This is a genomic window from Bacillus sp. GbtcB14, assembly GCF_019091205.1.
Classification (GTDB): domain Bacteria; phylum Bacillota; class Bacilli; order Bacillales; family Bacillaceae_G; genus Bacillus_A; species Bacillus_A cereus_AG.
In genome coordinates, this window is the sequence record NZ_JAGXJT010000003.1 from 268237 (window position 1) to 286845 (window position 18609).

An 18609-nucleotide genomic window follows, 5' to 3' on the forward strand; every position below is an offset into this window, starting at 1 on the left:
TTTGTGAAACAAGTAAAGTTTATACATGCGGCTGATTTGCATTTGGATAGTCCATTTAAAGGGATGGAGATGAATGTTGCACAGTCTGTTTGGGAGAGAATGAAGCAAAGTACGTTTGAATCGTTCGAACGTATTGTTGATAAAGCGATTCAAGAGCGCGTTGATTTCGTATTACTAGCCGGGGATTTGTATGATGCGGAGACGAGAAGTTTGAGGGCGCAAGTGTTTGTGCGCGAGCAAATGAAGAGACTTTCGCAGTACGATATCCCTGTTTTTATTATTCACGGCAACCACGATCATTTAGGGGGAAGCTGGGCAGCTATTGAGTTTCCCGAAAATGTTCATGTGTTTACAGAGCCTTATGTAGAAGAGAAATCATTTTATAAAAATGGTGAGCTAGTAGCTTCTATTTACGGGTTCAGTTATTTGCAGCAAGCGGTAACGGATAATATGACAGCGCAATATATGAAAATGAGTGATGCGCCTTTTCATATTGGGATGCTTCACGGAAGTGTGGAAGGGGATGCAGAGCATAATCGCTATGCACCGTTTCAAATTCGTGAGCTGAAAGAAAAGCAGTTTGATTATTGGGCTCTTGGCCATATACATAAACGTGAAATTTTATCAGAAGAGCCGTGCATTATTTATCCAGGGAACATACAAGGACGTCATCGTAAGGAAACAGGGGAAAAGGGTGCGTACCTGATTGAACTTACGAAACAAGGGTCGCAATGTTCATTTTTCCATACGGCTGATGTTGTATGGGATGAGATTGAAGTGAATATTGATGGACTTGAAACCGTTGATGAAATTATGACGAGCATATCTACTGCGATGAATGAGTGCCGAAGAGGAGAGGAAGGTACGCTACTAACTGTCGTATTTACAGGACAAGGCCCACTTTCTCCTTATTTACGTGATGAAAAACGTGTAGAAGAGATTTTTCATATTTTAGCAGCTGGAGAAGAGCGAAAAGATTTTGTATATGCGATGAAGTGGAAAAATGAGACGGTTTCTTTTGCAGAAATTGAACGTTTGAAAGAAGAAAATCATTTCGTCGGTAGTGTGCTAAAGGAGTTAGATGCTTTCACCAATATGGACGGCGTGTTGCGCACGATTTGGACATCCCCTGTAGCACGTAATAGTATTGAATCTTTTACAGAGGAAGAGAAGAAAGAGATCCAAAAGGAAGCAGAAAATATTATTTTAGAGCAATTATTCCAGCAAGAGAGGGATAAAAAATGAGAATGGAAAAACTCCATATTTATGGGTACGGAAAGTTAGAAAATGTGGAAATGGATCTGTCAATGCTGACGGTGTTATACGGTGAAAATGAAGCGGGAAAATCGACAATTCGCTCGTTTATGAAAAGTATTTTATTCGGTTTTCCGACGAGAGGACAGCGTCGATATGAGCCGAAAGAAGGCGGCAAGTATGGCGGTGCGATGACTGTACAAACAGAGAAGTACGGCCGTTTGAAAATTGAACGATTGCCAAAGACGGCAGCTGGTGAGGTAACCGTTTATTTTGAAGATGGGAAAACGGGCGGCGAAGAAATTTTAAACGATATATTAAGCGGGATGAATGAAAGTTTATTTGAATCGGTCTTTTCTTTTGATATGCATGGCCTGCAAAATATTCATCAGCTTGGCGAATCGGATATCGGAAATTATTTATTTTCAGCAAGTGCAGTCGGAAGTGATGCGTTATTGCAGCTAGATAAAAAGTTAGAAAAAGAAATGGATCAGCGCTTTAAGCCGAGTGGTCGTAAGCCAGAAATTAATGTGTCACTGCAAGAGATGAAGAAGCTTGAAGAGAAGATGAAAGAGTGGCAAGGGAAAATTGGCACGTATGAAAAGCAAGTGGAGCAGTTAAAAGAAAGTGAAGAGAAGCTAGCTTTTGTTCGCGTGGAAAAAGAGAATGCAGAAAAGCGAAAGCAAGATTATGAAATATTAGCAGCGCTTGAGCCTCTCGTTATTGAAAAGCGTGCGCATGAGAAAATGTTAGAAAACGGGAGCGGTCAGTTTCCTGTAAACGGAATGGCACGTTATGAAGCGATTAAGGCGAAGATGGAGCCGCTTCAATTACAAGTTGATTCGCTCCATAAAAAAATAGAGACAGTGCAATCGGAAATTGAATCGATTCAAATAGATGAAGCGTTTTTACGAAAAGAAAGTTATGTAGAAGAACTTCGTATGCAGCATATGTCTTACGAAAATGCACGCCAAGAAATGCGTGATATGAGCGGGAATGTTGCGAATATAAAAGAAGAACTGACAGAACTAGAGCAACAAATTGGTGCTACTTTTGAAAAAGAAACAGTTCTTTCGTTTGATATGAGTCTGGCAACGAAAGAGTTAATTACACAAACAGTGCAAAAGGCGCGTGAATTAGAAACGCAAAAAGTACAGCTGGATGATCGTTTTAAAGTAGCGCAGGAGCAATTAGAAGAACAAGAAGAAAACATAAGACAGATTAAGCAACAAATGTTAGCGGATGAAGAGCGAAATGCGTTAGCAGAGAAAGAGAAGTCGTTCCAAGATGCGGCGTTTATCGGTATGGGTGCAGAGAGAATGAAGCGTAAGTATGAGGAAAAAGCAGGAGCGGCAGTGCAAAAGAAAAAGCAGTGGCAAAGAGTTTGTCTTCTGTTACTTATTATTAACACGCTTGTTTTATTCACGAGTTTATTTATAGATAACCGCTTACTCTTATTTATTAGTGTCATTATTTTTGTAGGGATTGTTCTTGCCCTCGTTTTATATAAAGATCCGTCAAGTGGATTAGAAGAAGAACTTCTTACTCTTCAGCAAAGTGCTGGCGGGAGGCAAAGTGAAGAAGCGATGTCTGTGCGCTATGAGTTAGAAAAAGATGAAGAGGTTCGTAAGCTATTTGAGCGCGAGTCGTATAAGTTACAACAAATGGAGCGAGCGTATGATAAAGTCGTTTCATCGTATGAGGAATGGGAGCGAGAAACGTTCCGTATTAGCGAACAAGTAGATGCATATAAAACGCGCTATATGTTCCCAGAATTTTATACGTATGCGCACATATTGCCGGCATTTGAGCGCACGGAAAAAATGCAGCAATTATATCGTGAATTAGAGAAACAAGGCACGCGGAAATCTTCATTATATGAAATGATTTCGCAATTTGAACATAAACTAGAAACTGTTATCGGTAGTGCGGAGTATAGTAAGCTACACGAGGCGCAGAGCCGTATGCAAAATGAGAAAGAAAAGCGTCAAACTTGTAAGCAGCTGAAAGGGAAGATAGCTGAATGGCAAGAAGAATATGAGTTCATGCAAGAGCAACTGAAACAACTGTTAGTAGAACGAGATAGTTTATGGCATATTGCAGAGGCTACAGATGAAGAGATGTTTTTAGAAGCAGGTAAACTGGCAGAAAAACGTGAAGATGCGGATAAGCAAGTGGGGCGTTTATTACCACAAATTGATCTGTTAGAACAGCGTTTAACGAGTTTATCATTAGCTGAACATTATGAAGCTGACGGTTATGAGGAAAAATTAAAGCAAGAAATTACAGTCGTGCAAAACTGTCTTGCAAAAGAGAAAGAACTGACAGAGCGTATTGCAAAGCATCGTATGGAAATTGCGAATTTAGAAGAAGGAAGTACGTACGGTGACTTACTACACGAATGGGAAATGAAAAAAGCACAAGTGCGTGAACAAGTGAAGAAGTGGGCTGCGTATGCGGCCGCAAAGACAGTATTAACGAAAACGAAGCAATATTATCATGAAGTACATTTGCCACGTATTTTACAAAAATCAGAAGAGTATTTCGTCTATTTAACAGGCGGACGATATAGTAAAATCTTTTCACCGTCAGAGGCGGAACCTTTCATTGTTGAACGTAACGATGGCATGCGTTTTTACAGTCATGAACTAAGCCAAGCGACAGCAGAGCAGTTATATTTATCGCTGAGATTTGCGTTAGCGAAAACATTTGAACATGATTATCCATTTATTATTGATGATAGTTTCGTACACTTCGATGCGGTACGGACGAATCGAACGATTGAACTTATCAAAGAAATTGCGAAAGATAGACAAGTAATCTTCTTTACATGTCATGCGCATTTACTATCGTTCTTCACAGAAAAACAGATTATAAAATTAACGCATATGCGTAAAGAAAATGAGTTGTAATATGCTATACTAAAAGTAACTGATTTGGTGGAGGAATTCGAATGAAAAAGAAAATTGCAGAATATGAAGTTGGTGAACAAGTCGATGTTTTCTTGTTAATTAAAACAGCGACAAAAGGTCTAGCAAGCAATGGAAAGCCGTTTTTAACAGTAATCTTACAAGACCCAAGTGGAGATATTGAAGCGAAGCTATGGGACGTATCACCAGAAGTTGAGAAACAATATGTGGCAGAAACGATCGTTAAAGTAGCTGGAGATATCCTAAATTACAAAGGCCGTATTCAATTACGCGTGAAACAAATCCGAGTTGCGAATGAAAATGAAGTAACGGACATCTCAGATTTCGTAGAAAAAGCGCCAGTGAAAAAAGAAGATATGGTTGAAAAAATTACGCAATACATATTTGAAATGAGAAATCCAAACATTCAACGTCTAACAAGACATTTATTAAATAAGCATCAAAATGAATTTTTAGAATATCCAGCAGCGACGAAAAATCATCACGAGTTCGTATCTGGACTAGCTTATCACGTCGTATCGATGCTTGATTTAGCGAAAGCTATTTCAAATCTATACCCATCTTTAGATAAAGACTTACTATACGCAGGCGTTATTTTACACGACCTTGGTAAAGTAATTGAGCTATCTGGCCCAATCTCTACAACTTATACGTTAGAGGGGAATTTACTTGGCCACATTTCAATTATGGTGAACGAAATTGGTAAAGCAGCAGACGAGCTGCAAATCGATGCAGAAGAAGTATTAATTCTTCAACACATCGTCCTTTCTCACCACGGAAAAGCAGAGTGGGGTAGCCCAAAACCACCATTAGTAAAAGAAGCAGAAATTCTGCACTACATCGATAACTTAGATGCAAAAATGAACATGATGGACCGCGCATTAGGACGCACAAAACCAGGCGAATACACAGAGCGTGTCTTTGCTCTTGATAATCGTTCGTTCTATAAACCGACGTTCCATAATTAATAGTGTGAATCGAATGGTCTCATTAAGTGTTAAGATACTTGATGAGGCTGTTCTTGTATTAAAATTAAAGTGGTTCAAGTCGGAGGAAGGCACCTTAGGGTGTCTTTTCTCTTTAAATTAAAAAGACCCACCTATTTCCGTAAGCGGGCTTAATTTTCATTACAAAATACTAAAGCATACTCTCTTTATTCCAAAATGGATACTTTTTATTTATCGTATTTGATTCTCATATGAGATACCTTAAATCAAAATCCATTTAAAACCAACAAGCTAAAATAGATGCTATTGATATAGCATCTATTTTAATAAGGCGGTTCTAAAAGTATATTCAATCGGGTTCATTGTATATTTTCCCCAATCTTCATAAGGATATGGGAACAATATAAATTGTAAATTTTCTTCTATATTTTCAATTTCGGGCAAATCAACTTTATATCCTAATGTCCCTGTATTTTTTGATTCTACGAGCCAAACCATGTCACCGTTTAATTTCACCTGATCCCAATCTTTTAAAGCAATAATAGCGGCTCGCATATTTTCCGTTGGATTCGGATTACCTATATGTAAATAAGCTTTAGTTTTTTCTTGAGCTGAGGGTAATATCTTTCTATCTTTTGAAGATTTACTCAAAAATATAGGAGTATCATCAACCTCACTCTTATATGAAAAATCTGGATTTTTTATATTTACGTCTACTTTTTCATCATCATTATCAGTAGTAAACCTTTTCGCATAAACTGGCTCATAATACGTTAATTTATCGAAATCCATTCTTTTAACTATTTCATTAGGTTCTTTAATAAACAAAACTGTTAAATCTGCGGTTTTACTATCGACATCAACAGAAACTTTAATTCTCTCTTTTTTATTTTCTCCAATATTTATATCATGACTAGAAATAGATGTTTCACTATCATCAACATGAAAATTCGTTTGAATAAAATTTTGTAAAACAATAATCTTAAAATCTCTATCATAGTTAATTCCATTAAAAATCTCAAAATAAATCGTCTTTCTCTGATCGCCCTCTATTTTTAACTTATTTTCAGTACTTAATGGATTTAGATTTTCATCATATGATGCGATTTCTGTAACAGCCCCACTATCATCAGTAGAAGTTGAAATTTCATTGATTTTAGAAGACTCATCCTTAACATTGATAAATTTATTATAGCCTACAAATACAAGAAGGGCAGCGAGTACTAAAGTACACACTGCTAGAATTAAAACTTTTTTCATATTACCAATTTTTCCTTAATTCAGGATATGTATTTACATAACCACTTTTTTCAAATGTAAAGTTACCAACAGAATATGCACCATTAAAATTATTTATATAACCATCTGGTTTTGCTGTAGCTGAAACTATTTTAGTATTCTTTACAGTACTGTTATTACTTTTCCAAAGTGAACCAGACTTTTTAAATAACCTTGCTCTAGCTCCTAATTTATTATGTACCTTTTGGGTATCAGCTTTAGCTACAGTATACCAAGTCAAACCTAGTGGTTTATAGTTAGTGACACTCCAGTTTCTATTTCCTCCTGAAGCAAAAGCAATCCCTTCTGGTGTAACCATTACTGAACTACCCTCAACCCCATCAAACTCAACCGTTTCACCGTTAATTGTTGTTTGCCCTTCAAAATTCCTGATATTGATATTCTCTTCAGCTGAAGATTTTAGTGGTACAATTGTTAACAATGCTGCAAAAACGATACTTGTTGGAATAATTTTCTTTAATTTCATAGTAAATCGCTCCTTTTTTTCTATAATAAAACTTTACAACTGAATATTAAAATAAATAGAAATTAATAACAAGACTAGTTATCTATATGATTATTTTATATAATTACTATAGACAAACGATGATATTACATCAGATGTATAATTCTGAAAATTTATACATGAATAATTACATATATTCTGTATAGAACCATTAATGGCTGAGATGTTATAAGTAAGAGTATTGCATATTTACGGTATCTTTAAATTAGGAAACTACTGTCTTACTAAGCATTGCGTATAAACAAAAAGGCTTATGACTTAAGTTGGAGGAAGGCACCTTTAGGTATTTTTCAAAGCTTGAAAAGAGAAGGTTACAAGAGGCTGTGCAATAATGGTTTTCTCGTATTCATAAGAACGATGATATGATTCCCATTTATGAGAAAATTAGATATGGAGAAGAGACTGCCTCAAATGAGGAGTTACAGATGATGCGGAAATCGATACATGAAAACATAAGGAAAAGTTTATAAAAATGGACTTAGCCTTGTAAATCCACATTTTTATGACGCTATCCCATATAGAAATTCTCCAGTCCAAAATGGTATGCAATAAAAAATGTCTCGAATTTGAGATATTCCACTTGCTTTTCAATCACTTGAGGTGTAAAGTGATAGTAACGAAAGCGATTGAGTCATATGAAAAACATACACTCACTTGCTTTCGATTAAAAAAATAAAGTAACTTATTTAGTAAAAACTAAGATGAATTTACAAAAACATAATGAGAATAAATTGAAAAGCTAAAAACCATATTAGTTGTGGGAAATGTTAATTTTTTAGTTATCACTTGACTAGTAAAACGAAGCGGAGGAATAAACAATGTATGAAATTAAAGGGCATCATCACATTTCAATGGTTACAAAAAACGGAAGTGAGAATAACCATTTTTATAAAAACGTACTTGGTTTACGCCGTGTGAAAATGACGGTAAACCAAGATGATCCGTCCATGTATCACTTGTTTTACGGAGATAAAACAGGAAGTCCAGGTACAGAATTATCATTTTTTGAAATGCCTTTAGTAGGAAAAACGTACCGTGGTACGAATGCAATTACTCGAATCGGATTACTCGTTCCTTCAGAGGAAAGTTTACATTACTGGAAAGAACGATTTGAGAAATTTGATGTAAAACATAGTGAAATAACAACATATGCAAATCGTCCTGCTTTGCAATTTGAGGATGCTGAAGGTCTTCGCCTCGTGCTACTCGTTTCAAATGGGGAAAAAGTGGAGCACTGGGAAACGTGGGAGAAATCCGAAGTTCCGGCTGAACATCAAATTCAAGGAATGGGTTCAGTGGAAATGACAGTGCGTAGACTTGATAAACTGGCGAGTACATTAACAGACATATTTGGTTATACAGAGGTTAGCCGAAGCGAAGAAGAAGCGATTTTCCAGTCTATTAAAGGAGAAGCCTTCGGAGAAATCGTTGTGAAATATTTAGATGGTCCTACTGAAAAGCCAGGACGCGGTAGCATTCACCATTTAGCAATTCGTGTAAAAAATGATGCAGAGCTTGCTTACTGGGAAGAACAGGTAATACAAAAAGGTTTCCATTCTTCAGGCATTATCGATCGTTTCTATTTTAAAAGCTTATACTTCCGTGAATCAAACGGAATCCTATTTGAAATTGCGACAGATGGACCAGGATTTACAGTGGATGGAGATGTGGAACATTTAGGAGAAAGACTTGATTTGCCGCCGTTCTTAGAGGAAAAGCGAGCAGAGATTGAAGCGAAATTAGCACCTATTGAAGAGAAATAATAGAAGAGAAAATATAAATTTAAAAACCAATGGAGGAATATAAAATGAACCAATTAAAAGGAATTCACCACGTTACAGCAATTACAAGTAGTGCAGAAAAGAACTATGAGTTTTTCACTCACGTTTTAGGAATGCGTTTAGTTAAAAAAACAGTAAACCAAGATGATATTCAAACGTACCATTTATTCTTTGCAGATGATAAAGGTAGTGCAGGAACAGATATGACATTCTTTGACTTCCCAGGTGTTCCAAAAGGGGTACACGGTACAAATGAAATTTCAAAAACTTCATTCCGCGTTCCAACTGATGCAGCATTAGCATATTGGGTGAACCGTTTTGACCGTCTTGAAGTGGAGCATACAGGAATTAAAGAGCAATTTGGTAAGAAAACTCTTTCTTTCGTTGATTTCGATGATCAACACTATCAATTAATTTCAGATGAACTTGATAAAGGGATTGAATCAGGTACACCGTGGCAAAACGGGCCAGTTCCATTAGAATATGCAATTACTGGATTAGGACCTGTATTTATCCGCATTTCAAACTTTAGTTTCTTTAAAGAAGTATTAGAAAAAGTTCTATTATTTAAAGAGATTGCGCAAGAAGGAGAATTCTATTTATTTGAAGTAAACGAAGGTGGAAACGGGGCATCAGTCATTGTAGAACATAATACGGTTCTTCCAGAAGCGCAACAAGGATTTGGTACAGTGCACCATGCAGCATTCCGCGTAGAAGATCGCGCTGTATTAGAAGAGTGGATTGAGAGAATCGGTAGCGTAGGGCTTCCATCATCTGGCTATGTAAATCGTCACTTCTTCGAGTCATTATACGCAAGAGTTGCACCGCAAATTTTATTTGAATTTGCTACAGATGGCCCAGGGTTTATGGGAGATGAGCCATATGAAACACTTGGAGAAAAATTATCGTTACCTCCGTTCCTAGAGCCAAAACGTGAAGAAATCGAAAAATTAGTTCGTCCAATTGATACAGTGAGAAGCACGAGAGAATTTATTAAAGAGTAAAAGTAGAGATAATAAGTAGGAGAGCAAGTAGTTTTAGTTAATCGCTAGAATTGCTTGCTTTTTTATTTGGGCTATAAAATTTTCTGAAAAATGTTTCTCAAGTTTTCTAAATAGAAATATTTGGTATAATTCATTTAAATTATAAATTTTCTGACAATTATTTTTCAATATATAGAAAAGAGGTGATAATATACAATTTTGATAATTGTATAAACATCCTAATTTTGTAAGTTTAAGAAAAGGAGATGCGGGTGTATGGGAGTAGATGTAGTAACAGGGGAGCAAATGAAACATTCTTTAGATGATTGGTATCGTGTAATGTTGCAGCAAAACATAGAGAAAGCCACGGAAATGAAAGAGGAGATTGATAGTAAGATTAGTGGGCTGGATGTGGATCAGGATGTATTGCTTTATCGTGCGTTATTGAACTTTAGATATGATGCATTAGTTGATTGGATTGGGGTTAGAGAAGATAGTTTTGATAAAGTGGAATCTTTCGAAATTCCGGAAGAAGGCTTTCTAGCGTATTACTATCACTTTTTCAAAGGATTTCATTGTACATTAATTTCAAATTATAACGAAGCGAAACAGCAGTACGAACAAGCTGAGAAGTTATTGAAATATATTGCAGATCCGATAGAACATGCGGAGTTTAATTATCGGATGGGGAATTTCTATTATCATTCCTATCAACAAATCAATGCGATTGATTATTTGAAAAAAGCAAAAGAAGATTTTACGAAGCAACAAGGATATGAGATTAATTTTGCTTTATGTGAGAATATTTTAGGGTTATGTTGTATAGATTTAAGACAATTTGAATTGGCGGAGGAAAATTTTAATGATGCATTAAATGTTTTCCAACAAGCTAATCATGAAAAGTATATTTTAATGGTTAGAAATAATTTAGGATGGCTATACGGCAGTCAAGATTTATCTGATTTAGCGATTAGACATTTAAGTGAAGTTACTCAAAAAATGCCTGAAAATTTTAAAGCAATTTTTACTGAAGCGGAGGAAAACTATAAATTAGGTAGGGTAGAAACTGCTAATGAGTTAATAGAATTAGGCTTAAGAATTTGTAACGAATTACAAAATAAAGAATTCCAATATCGATTTATAATTTTAAAAGAGCTGAATATTAAATCCAGTGCTAGTCAATTAGAGAAAGTAACTTTAGAAGGGATTTTATATTTTGAAGAACATTCTCTTTTAGAGTGTGTTAAAGAATATATGGAAATATTAGCTTATAAGTTTTATCAGGAAGAAAATCATGAAAAAGCTAGTAAGTACTTCTTTATTAGTAGTCAAGCTCAAAAAAGAATTCTCAAAAAGGGAGCGTTAAAATAAATGAAAAAAGCTAGTTTATTCATTACCGGTTTAGTAGCTACACTGTCAATTGGACTGAATTCTTTGGCTGGGTTTCAAGAGCAATCGTTAAATAGAGGAGACACAGGCGGAGCACCAGCAAGACCAGACTATGTTAGCTTTAATAAAGGAGATACTGGTGGAGCGCCAGCAAAACAAGACTATGCTAGTTTCAATAGAGGAGACACGGGTGGAGCACCAGCAAGACCAGATTACATTAACATTGGTGAAACAGGCGGAGCACCAGCAAATAATAGAGGCGATGGAGGAGCACCAGCCAACTTCAATAAAGGCGACGGTGGCGGGATTAGCAAACAAGACTCACACGCTGACCATTTTTAAATTAAATAATAAAGTGAAGGGACCTCATAACGAGGTTCCTTTCTTTGTTATTAGGAAATGTAGAGAAAAGAATTGACTTACTTTAAATGTGTAACTATAATAGTTACAAAGCAACCACCACTAATGGCGGTGAGTAATATTTTTTTAGTATAATTGTAACTACAATGGTTACAATTAAAAATAAATCATAAAACAACCAAATAATGTAAAAACTTTAAATAGCAACAAGAGAAAGGAGACGGGAATGTTGAAACGGTTTAAGTTTTATTTGATTAGCGGTATTGTACTCGTTTTGTTAATTGTTTGTAACTTCGTTGATAAGCCGATTGCGAAGGTTGGAGAAGTGAAAGATACTGTTATGTTGAAGCTGAATACGAAAGAGAGTATGGCGCAAATTGATGGGCAGACGATTTATTTTAAGCAAATTGGTGAGGGGAAACCGCCTTTACTTATGCTTCACGGGTTTGGTGGTTCTGCAGATGGGTTTAGTGATATTTATCCGGAACTTGCGCGAGATCATACGATTATTGCGGTTGATATTTTAGGATTTGGACGTTCTTCTAAGCCGGTTGATTTTCAATATTCGTTTCCTGCGCAAGTGAATTTATATTATAAATTAATGAAGAAACTCGGATACGATCAATTCGCAGTACTTGGTCATTCAATGGGCGGAGAGATGTCCCTTAATTTAGCGTACTTATATCCGGATGCAGTAACGCATCTCATTTTAGCGGATTCTACAGGGATAGAGTCTTTCCAGCAAAAAGATAGTTATGAAGTTCCGCCATTATCGACAGACTTACAAACTGTAACAGAAATTACGGATTATAATAAAAATGAAGTGAAAAATAGTCGCGACGATAAAGAGCATTATGATCAGCTCACGAAAATGAGAGAGCGCCGCATTGCGATGGAAGCTGATAAAATTAAGGTACCGACTTTAATTATATGGGGACGACACGATAAGAGCGTTTCTTGGAAAAATGGTGAACTGTATCATCAGTTATTTGCAAATAGTACGTTCCATATCATTGAAAAAGGATACCACGCACCGTTTCGCCAGCAGCCAATAGAGTTTATGGAATATGTACAAGCGTTCTTTGCGGAGCATCCACAATAAAATTTTAAGCATAAATCCACTTCTTTCCTCATACAGTGAAACTAATAAGGCTTGTCTAAGGAAAGGAATGAAGTACAGTGGAAACTTTACCATGGTGGGTGTATCTTGTAATCGTCGGGATTGTATTAAGTGGCTACATGGTTTTATATACTTCGAAAAAAGAGCAAGAGATGGATAATGAGTTTATCGAAAAAGAAGGCGAAGTGTATATGAAGCGTTTAGAAGAAGAGCGCGAGAAACGGAATCAGGATAGTGATAAAGATTCGGTATTGCTTTAATAAAAGTTTTGAAAGGCTACCAACTAGTAGAAGTTTACATCTAGGTGGTAGCCTTTTTCTTTTTTTGAAGCATGTATACGAAATTCATCATGAACCTTTATTGAGGGTATTTATATATATGTTTCCTCATAAGAATGGAACTAGCGTAGTAATTACTGGGGGGGATTAACAATGCATAGGGATGAAACTACATTACATCCTGATACGGGTGTTACGTCTGTAATGTTTGTTGAACGTTCATTAAATGAAATTCGTTTTTGGTCTAGAATCATGAAGGAGCATTCTTTTTTTCTACGATTGGGATTTAGATGCGAGGATACTCAACTAATCGAAGAGGCTAATCAATTTTATCGATTATTTGAACATATTGAACAAATAGCGCATTCCTATACAAATGAAACAGATCCTGAACAAATAAAAAGATTTAATGCAGAAGTACAACAAGCTGCAACTAATATTTGGGGATTTAAACGAAAAATTTTAGGATTGATTCTCACATGTAAATTGCCAGGACAAAATAACTTTCCGCTGTTAGTTGATCATACAAGTAGGGAAGCTGATTATTTTAGAAAACGTTTAATGGAATTAAATGAAGGGAAATTAGATGCTCTTCCTGATGCTATTATTAAAGAAAATGTTTTCTTTCTAAGGATTATGGCAGACCATGCCAAATTTATTGGTCATCTTCTCGATCCATCAGAAAGAAAGCTTGTAGATACAGCACGGAATTTTAGCAATGATTTTGATGAATTGATGTATCAAGCAATTGACTTAGAATCTATGAAACCACAATCCCAAACAGTCCCTCTTTTAGATCAATTTTTATATCAAAATCGTGTGTCAGTTACATCTCTTCGGGATTTTAAGAAAACAGCACGTGATTTAATTGAGCAATGCAAAATAAAGAGCATTATTCATCCATTATTGGCAGACCATGTTTTCCGTGAAGCTGATAGATTTCTTGAAATCATTGATATGTTTGATACTCATCTTACAAATATTCAATCACAATCTAGATATTAGAAGATAAGGAAAGATAATATTTTACTTTCAGCTGAGAAGTTAACAATTTAGTGTTAGCTTCTTTTCTTTGTGAATAAAATTTCTTTTCGTTTAGTAAAGTTCCCTTTAAAGACTACATAAATCCCTTTGACCAAATATGCAATTCTCTGTAAAATGATATATATGGAAAGATTATGAAAATAAAGGAAACATATGGATAGTGAATTCTGATAAATTATTCGAGGGAAATTTATTAGTTAAGTATATTAACTTATTTGCACTAAATTTTACAAATAAAGGGGTATTAGTAATCATGAAGGCAAAGAAATTAGTAAGTTTAGCATTACCAGTTATGTTATTGAGCGGTTGTATTACAATTGAAACTGATGGTAAGAAAGCTGAACCAAAGAAAGAAGAAATGCAAAAGGTAGAGAAAGAGAGTAAGGCTGCTGACAAAGAGAGTAAGTCAACTGATAGCAAGAAAGAGGACAGCTTATCTGTAGCGAAAGATGAAGGTACAAACAGTAGTTCATCAAGTAGTCAACAAAGTTCCTCTTCTAATTCTTCAACTGGTAAGGTAACTGGTTCTGATGTTGAAAGGTACAAGGCAGATATCATAAACAGTGCTACTCAAATTGAAGGTACAATGAAATTAATTGAAGGAATAGCAGATTCAGACGTAAAATCATACAAACAAAAGAAAAGTGAAGTACAACTGAGCTTAGGTGGAGCAAAGGCAACAGCAACGAAGCTGAAGAATCTACAAGCGCCTCCTGAGTTACAGGGAGAACAGGCGAAGATAAAGCAATCGATGGAACTGTATGCGGATTGTTTTCAACTTCTCTTTGATGCATTGGATCAAGAAGACGAGAGTAAAATGCATCAAGCAGTAAATAAAGCACAAGAAGGTTCAAAACTGTTTGAAGAAGCAGCGAAGAGTATCGGTAGTAAAACCAACTAAGAATAAATTACTTAAAGGGGTATGAGGTATGAAAGTGAAGAAACTAATAGCTGCTGCAGTTTCAGTTACATTGTTAATATCGTGACTTTATTTCAAACTCACCTGCTACTTAATATATTTTTACTACATATAGAAAAGAAACCCTAACTTCATTTTTTATAGTGAATTTAGATCAATTACGAAGTAGTAATATTGAAGAATTATGAGATCGTTTTAAAAGCATTTCATTTAGTAGAGGAAGAACCAAATGGATGCTGTTAGCTATCACAAAAAGCCAATGTGCATATGCGAATTGAAATAAAGACAGGCCATAGTATAGAAAAAATCTATATTATGGCCTGTTTTTATATGTACTTTGGTTTTCTTGAGTATATGTATTTTTAGATAATCAAATAGATTAACGTAAAAATGAAAATGTAATTGATTTTTACTAGAGAGTAACATATATTTAAATTATGTAATATACAGTTTTAACATTGATAGGAGGGATGTATTATGAAAAAAAGTAAATTTCTTAATTTAACAACGGCCGCCACACTAAGTTTAAGCCTTTTATTCACAGGAGCTGTATCCGCCGCTACTGAAGAAAATTTCAGTCCAAAACAAATTGGTTTAGATAAAGTTACATCTGAAAAAATTGATATGTATCAACTAAATCAAATTCAAGATACATTTACAAAAAACACTGAAAATCAGGTAACTTTTTATTGGAAAAATACACAAGGTATAGAGGAATCAATTGATCTATCTGTTCGAACAGATGCTAGAGGAAATATAACTTCCGTAAACGAAGTCACTACACATGACAACCTAGTTGATTCTCTAGTTAAAAAGAAAAAACCAGGGAAACCAGGGAAAGGTTCGAGTCCAAAGGTACCATATAAATTAAATGGTGGAACAAATAAATCTAACTTTATTAACGAACACGCTTATAATAGACATAAATATAATCCAAAAGAAAAATCTACTTCTAGCAAAACTCAGTATGGTCGAGATGTTGACGTGAAGAAGTTAAGGGAGGAAACAATGCATAATTATGAAAATAAGTGGAGTCAAACGGATAACAAGGGTAACAGAACAACAACTTATGCTAAACAATTTGATGGTAATGTAAGCACTTCTGATTCATCAACAAGTCATCATAGGGTTATAATCAATCATTCTGACTCATCAAGAAGTACACAATTCCCATTGTACTTAAAGAACTAACATGAATACAAAAAAATTTCAAACCTATGTGGCGTTGTCAACAAAAGACTGGAGTGCTGAAACATTTGTAAGAACCTTAGAAGAGATTGTAGCTTCGGCAAAAGAATATGAAAATGATTATATTGAAGTCCATCAAGTACTAGAAATGGTAGTAACAGAAGTTGAAGTTGAGTATGTAATCATTCTAAATCATACGAGAAACTTAGATGATTTGGGGAAATATCTTAAATAATAATTTTTAAATACTGTTTATAAAAAGGAATGCTGTTCTATTTGGATAGAATGGTATTCCTTTTTATCGCTGTTAATAATATAAGGGATTTTGATATGGAATTTTAAAAAGAGAGTGTTACTATTGCTACTCTAAAAAAAGGTGTAATTAGGATAACATGTTGTTATCTATTTTTTTATTTTCCGAAGTATATCAACGATTCGAAATGAGATATCAATTTATCCCGTAAAAGCCCGATTGGTGAGGGCTGATTAAAGTTTCACTTTATCAACACAAAACGATAATGATAGGCATATGATGTAACTCCATAGTAACTGTAACCATCCAAAGCCCAACTCATACACTATGATGGAGGCTTTTTACTTCATAACCGGATGAAAAAGGAGTGTAATCATGAAGAAACGTACTGTTAATGAAGCGGGAGGGAATGTGCCACAACCAATCCGTAGCGACGGAGCAGGTGCGATTGATTCAGGGCCGCGTAATGTTATGAGGGATATTCAAAATCCGAATATGCTCGTTCCACCTATAACGGATGCGGGGCTAGTTCCTAATTTGAAATTTTCGTTCTCGGACACTTCTATGATTCTGAAACAAGGCGGGTGGTCTCGGGAGATTACGGTGAGGGAACTTCCGGTTTCGACGACGATTGCTGGGGTGAATATGAGTTTAACGGCCGGAGGAGTGCGTGAACTTCATTGGCATAAGGAAGCAGAATGGGCGTATATGCTTTTAGGACGGGCACGCATAACGGCTGTTGATCAAAACGGACGGAATTTTATTGCTGATGTTGGCCCGGGTGATCTTTGGTATTTTCCACCTGGTATTCCGCATTCTATTCAAGGGTTGGAACATTGCGAATTTCTACTCGTTTTCGATGATGGTCATTTTTCTGATCTATCTACTTTAGCTATTTCTGACTGGTTCGCGCATACGCCAAAAGAGGTATTGTCGGCTAACTTTGGCGTGCCAGAGAGTGCTTTTCGTTCTATCCCTTCAGATCAAGTTTATATTTATCAAGGAGAGGTACCTGGTTCACTTGAGAATCAGGTAGTGCAGTCGCCAGAAGGTGAAGTTCCTTTAACGTTTAAACATGAACTATTAAAACAAAATCCGATTAAGACTCCTGGTGGTAGCGTCCGAATAGTAGACTCTACAAATTTTCCTATTTCAAAAACAATCGCAGCAGCACTTGTTGAGGTTGAGCCTGGAGGAATGAGAGAACTCCATTGGCATCCGAACAATGATGAGTGGCAATATTATCTTACCGGGCAAGCAAGAATGACTGTGTTTCTAGGAAATGGCACCGCTCGTACATTTGATTATAGAGCTGGCGATGTCGGATATGTACCGTTTGCGACGGGGCATTATATTCAAAATACAGGTGACGAAACATTATGGTTTTTAGAGATGTTCAAAAGCAATCGTTTTGAAGATGTATCGTTAAATCAATGGATGGCATTGACTCCTAAAGAAATAGTAGAAAGTAATATACATGTTGGGCCGCAAGTAATGGATTCCCTGCGTAAAGAGAAATGGCCTGTTGTGAAATATCCGGGGTTTTCATATGGCCCGAAAAACGATGGGTAAAAATGAATATGTACGTTATTCTTTCTGGAGACTGATAAGAAGGGATGGCGTATTTTTTATGCCTAATTTAGTCTTTACTAGTATCCGTTCTTTGTATTATTGTTCGGGAAATTATTATACAAGAAAAGTATATGAAATATACATACTACATAGCGCCATTTTAAGCTGTAACGCACAAGTTGCACAATCTACGCAACAACAACTCGCTTTACTCTTCATCAGTTATTTGCCCATACTAGACGTAGAGAGGTGATAAACACAGTATGATTTTTAGTGAACGCTTAAAACAAGAACGAGAAAAACGAAATTGGTCGCAAAATGATTTGGCTGAAAAAATTCATGTGAGTAGGCAATCTGTTTCGAAATGGGAGACGGGAAAGAACTATCCGAGCATTGAAATTATTATTCATTTAAGCGATCTGTTCGGTATTACGATTGATGAACTACTAAGGAGTGATGAAGAGTTGACGCAAAAAGTAATTGAAGATAGTAAACAATTAGCACATCCAAAATGGAAGGTGTTTTTTGATAGTCTCTTTATGATGGGTGTGTTTTTGTTTCTTACAAAAATCGTTGTATGGACGTTAAATAAATTTGCAGGAGCAAGCATTACAATTGTAGCGGATGCACCATACGTAATGAATTTTTTACCTCTCATATTAATGGTTATAGGTGGTATGGGATCTGATAAGTTGAAGAAAATATATAAATAGAGGAAAGATTTGAAAGAAATCCCCTACACTAGCTGTTCTTTCCACTCAAATTGTGTACTATAAAGGATAGGATG

17 protein-coding genes are annotated in these 18609 nt (G+C 35.7%); 15 read left to right on the top strand and 2 right to left on the bottom strand.

Annotated features, from left to right (window positions below; translation table 11 throughout):
• Window positions 1–3: 3 nt before the first annotated feature.
• The 3 genes from KVT31_RS10350 to yhaM are packed head-to-tail and all read left to right on the top strand — an operon-like array spanning window position 4 to window position 5152.
• Window positions 4–1245, top strand: a complete 1242-nt coding sequence (locus tag KVT31_RS10350; RefSeq protein WP_088095398.1) for a metallophosphoesterase family protein — start codon at window positions 4–6, stop codon at window positions 1243–1245.
• On the top strand, window positions 1242–4166 hold the full coding sequence (locus tag KVT31_RS10355; protein WP_088095399.1) for an ATP-binding protein: 2925 nt from the start codon (window positions 1242–1244) through the stop codon (window positions 4164–4166). The genes KVT31_RS10350 and KVT31_RS10355 overlap by 4 nt, the downstream gene beginning before the upstream one ends.
• A gap of 41 nt (window positions 4167–4207) precedes the next feature.
• Window positions 4208–5152: a 3'-5' exoribonuclease YhaM gene (gene yhaM / locus KVT31_RS10360; protein ID WP_000726652.1), complete on the top strand. Its 945-nt coding sequence runs from the start codon at window positions 4208–4210 to the stop codon at window positions 5150–5152.
• Window positions 5153–5449: 297 nt separating this feature from the next.
• Here the strand turns inward: yhaM and KVT31_RS10365 are convergent, their stop codons facing one another.
• Together KVT31_RS10365 and KVT31_RS10370 are read right to left on the bottom strand one after the other, a co-directional pair.
• Entirely contained in the window at window positions 5450–6391 is a 942-nt protein-coding gene (locus KVT31_RS10365; RefSeq protein WP_088095400.1) for a hypothetical protein, read from the bottom strand.
• 1 nt (window position 6392) lies between these two features.
• Window positions 6393–6896 carry a hypothetical protein gene (locus KVT31_RS10370; protein ID WP_088095401.1) on the bottom strand — a complete coding sequence of 168 codons (504 nt, stop codon included), beginning with the start codon at window positions 6894–6896 and terminating at the stop codon, window positions 6393–6395.
• 857 nt (window positions 6897–7753) lie between these two features.
• Here KVT31_RS10370 and KVT31_RS10375 point away from each other — a divergent pair.
• From KVT31_RS10375 to KVT31_RS10430, 12 genes are all read left to right on the top strand, one after another.
• On the top strand, window positions 7754–8698 hold the full coding sequence (locus KVT31_RS10375) for a ring-cleaving dioxygenase (RefSeq protein ID WP_088095402.1): 945 nt from the start codon (window positions 7754–7756) through the stop codon (window positions 8696–8698).
• Between the two features lie 44 nt (window positions 8699–8742).
• Window positions 8743–9720, top strand: a complete 978-nt coding sequence (locus KVT31_RS10380) for a ring-cleaving dioxygenase (protein ID WP_088095403.1) — start codon at window positions 8743–8745, stop codon at window positions 9718–9720.
• A gap of 255 nt (window positions 9721–9975) precedes the next feature.
• Complete coding sequence (locus KVT31_RS10385; RefSeq protein ID WP_088095404.1) at window positions 9976–11070, top strand: response regulator aspartate phosphatase; 1095 nt, start codon at window positions 9976–9978, stop codon at window positions 11068–11070.
• Window positions 11071–11430, top strand: coding sequence for a hypothetical protein (locus KVT31_RS10390; RefSeq protein WP_088095405.1), 360 nt, complete (start codon window positions 11071–11073; stop codon window positions 11428–11430).
• 247 nt (window positions 11431–11677) lie between these two features.
• Window positions 11678–12550: an alpha/beta fold hydrolase gene (locus tag KVT31_RS10395; RefSeq protein ID WP_140392373.1), complete on the top strand. Its 873-nt coding sequence runs from the start codon at window positions 11678–11680 to the stop codon at window positions 12548–12550.
• A gap of 77 nt (window positions 12551–12627) precedes the next feature.
• The gene (locus tag KVT31_RS10400) at window positions 12628–12828 is read left to right on the top strand and encodes a sporulation YhaL family protein (RefSeq protein WP_000449229.1); all 201 of its coding nucleotides are present in this window, start codon (window positions 12628–12630) and stop codon (window positions 12826–12828) included.
• Window positions 12829–12999: 171 nt separating this feature from the next.
• Window positions 13000–13851, top strand: coding sequence for a DUF2935 domain-containing protein (locus tag KVT31_RS10405; RefSeq protein ID WP_088095407.1), 852 nt, complete (start codon window positions 13000–13002; stop codon window positions 13849–13851).
• 292 nt (window positions 13852–14143) lie between these two features.
• Window positions 14144–14791, top strand: a complete 648-nt coding sequence (locus KVT31_RS10410; RefSeq protein ID WP_088095408.1) for a DUF7018 domain-containing (lipo)protein — start codon at window positions 14144–14146, stop codon at window positions 14789–14791.
• Between the two features lie 495 nt (window positions 14792–15286).
• Window positions 15287–16000, top strand: coding sequence for a hypothetical protein (locus KVT31_RS10415; protein ID WP_088095409.1), 714 nt, complete (start codon window positions 15287–15289; stop codon window positions 15998–16000).
• Window position 16001: 1 nt separating this feature from the next.
• Window positions 16002–16232 (top strand): hypothetical protein, encoded by a 231-nt coding sequence (locus tag KVT31_RS10420; RefSeq protein WP_001093030.1) that lies wholly within the window; start codon window positions 16002–16004, stop codon window positions 16230–16232.
• Window positions 16233–16625: 393 nt separating this feature from the next.
• On the top strand, window positions 16626–17822 hold the full coding sequence (locus KVT31_RS10425) for an oxalate decarboxylase family bicupin (RefSeq protein ID WP_088095410.1): 1197 nt from the start codon (window positions 16626–16628) through the stop codon (window positions 17820–17822).
• Between the two features lie 263 nt (window positions 17823–18085).
• Window positions 18086–18535 carry a helix-turn-helix domain-containing protein gene (locus KVT31_RS10430; RefSeq protein WP_076535887.1) on the top strand — a complete coding sequence of 150 codons (450 nt, stop codon included), beginning with the start codon at window positions 18086–18088 and terminating at the stop codon, window positions 18533–18535.
• The last annotated feature ends 74 nt before the right edge of the window (window positions 18536–18609 follow it).

Bases quoted from the DNA above. Each gene is read 5' to 3' on its own strand.
- KVT31_RS10385 (WP_088095404.1), top strand. From the start codon at position 9,976: ATGGGAGTAGATGTAGTAACAGGGGAGCAAATGAAACATTCTTTAGAT.
- KVT31_RS10380 (WP_088095403.1), top strand. From the start codon at position 8,743: ATGAACCAATTAAAAGGAATTCACCACGTTACAGCAATTACAAGTAGT.
- KVT31_RS10370 (WP_088095401.1), bottom strand. From the start codon at position 6,896: ATGAAATTAAAGAAAATTATTCCAACAAGTATCGTTTTTGCAGCATTG.
- KVT31_RS10415 (WP_088095409.1), top strand. From the start codon at position 15,287: ATGAAAAAAAGTAAATTTCTTAATTTAACAACGGCCGCCACACTAAGT.
- yhaM (WP_000726652.1), top strand. From the start codon at position 4,208: ATGAAAAAGAAAATTGCAGAATATGAAGTTGGTGAACAAGTCGATGTT.
- KVT31_RS10405 (WP_088095407.1), top strand. From the start codon at position 13,000: ATGCATAGGGATGAAACTACATTACATCCTGATACGGGTGTTACGTCT.
- KVT31_RS10365 (WP_088095400.1), bottom strand. From the start codon at position 6,391: ATGAAAAAAGTTTTAATTCTAGCAGTGTGTACTTTAGTACTCGCTGCC.
- KVT31_RS10430 (WP_076535887.1), top strand. From the start codon at position 18,086: ATGATTTTTAGTGAACGCTTAAAACAAGAACGAGAAAAACGAAATTGG.
- KVT31_RS10425 (WP_088095410.1), top strand. From the start codon at position 16,626: ATGAAGAAACGTACTGTTAATGAAGCGGGAGGGAATGTGCCACAACCA.
- KVT31_RS10420 (WP_001093030.1), top strand. From the start codon at position 16,002: ATGAATACAAAAAAATTTCAAACCTATGTGGCGTTGTCAACAAAAGAC.
- KVT31_RS10375 (WP_088095402.1), top strand. From the start codon at position 7,754: ATGTATGAAATTAAAGGGCATCATCACATTTCAATGGTTACAAAAAAC.
- KVT31_RS10390 (WP_088095405.1), top strand. From the start codon at position 11,071: ATGAAAAAAGCTAGTTTATTCATTACCGGTTTAGTAGCTACACTGTCA.
- KVT31_RS10355 (WP_088095399.1), top strand. From the start codon at position 1,242: ATGAGAATGGAAAAACTCCATATTTATGGGTACGGAAAGTTAGAAAAT.
- KVT31_RS10410 (WP_088095408.1), top strand. From the start codon at position 14,144: ATGAAGGCAAAGAAATTAGTAAGTTTAGCATTACCAGTTATGTTATTG.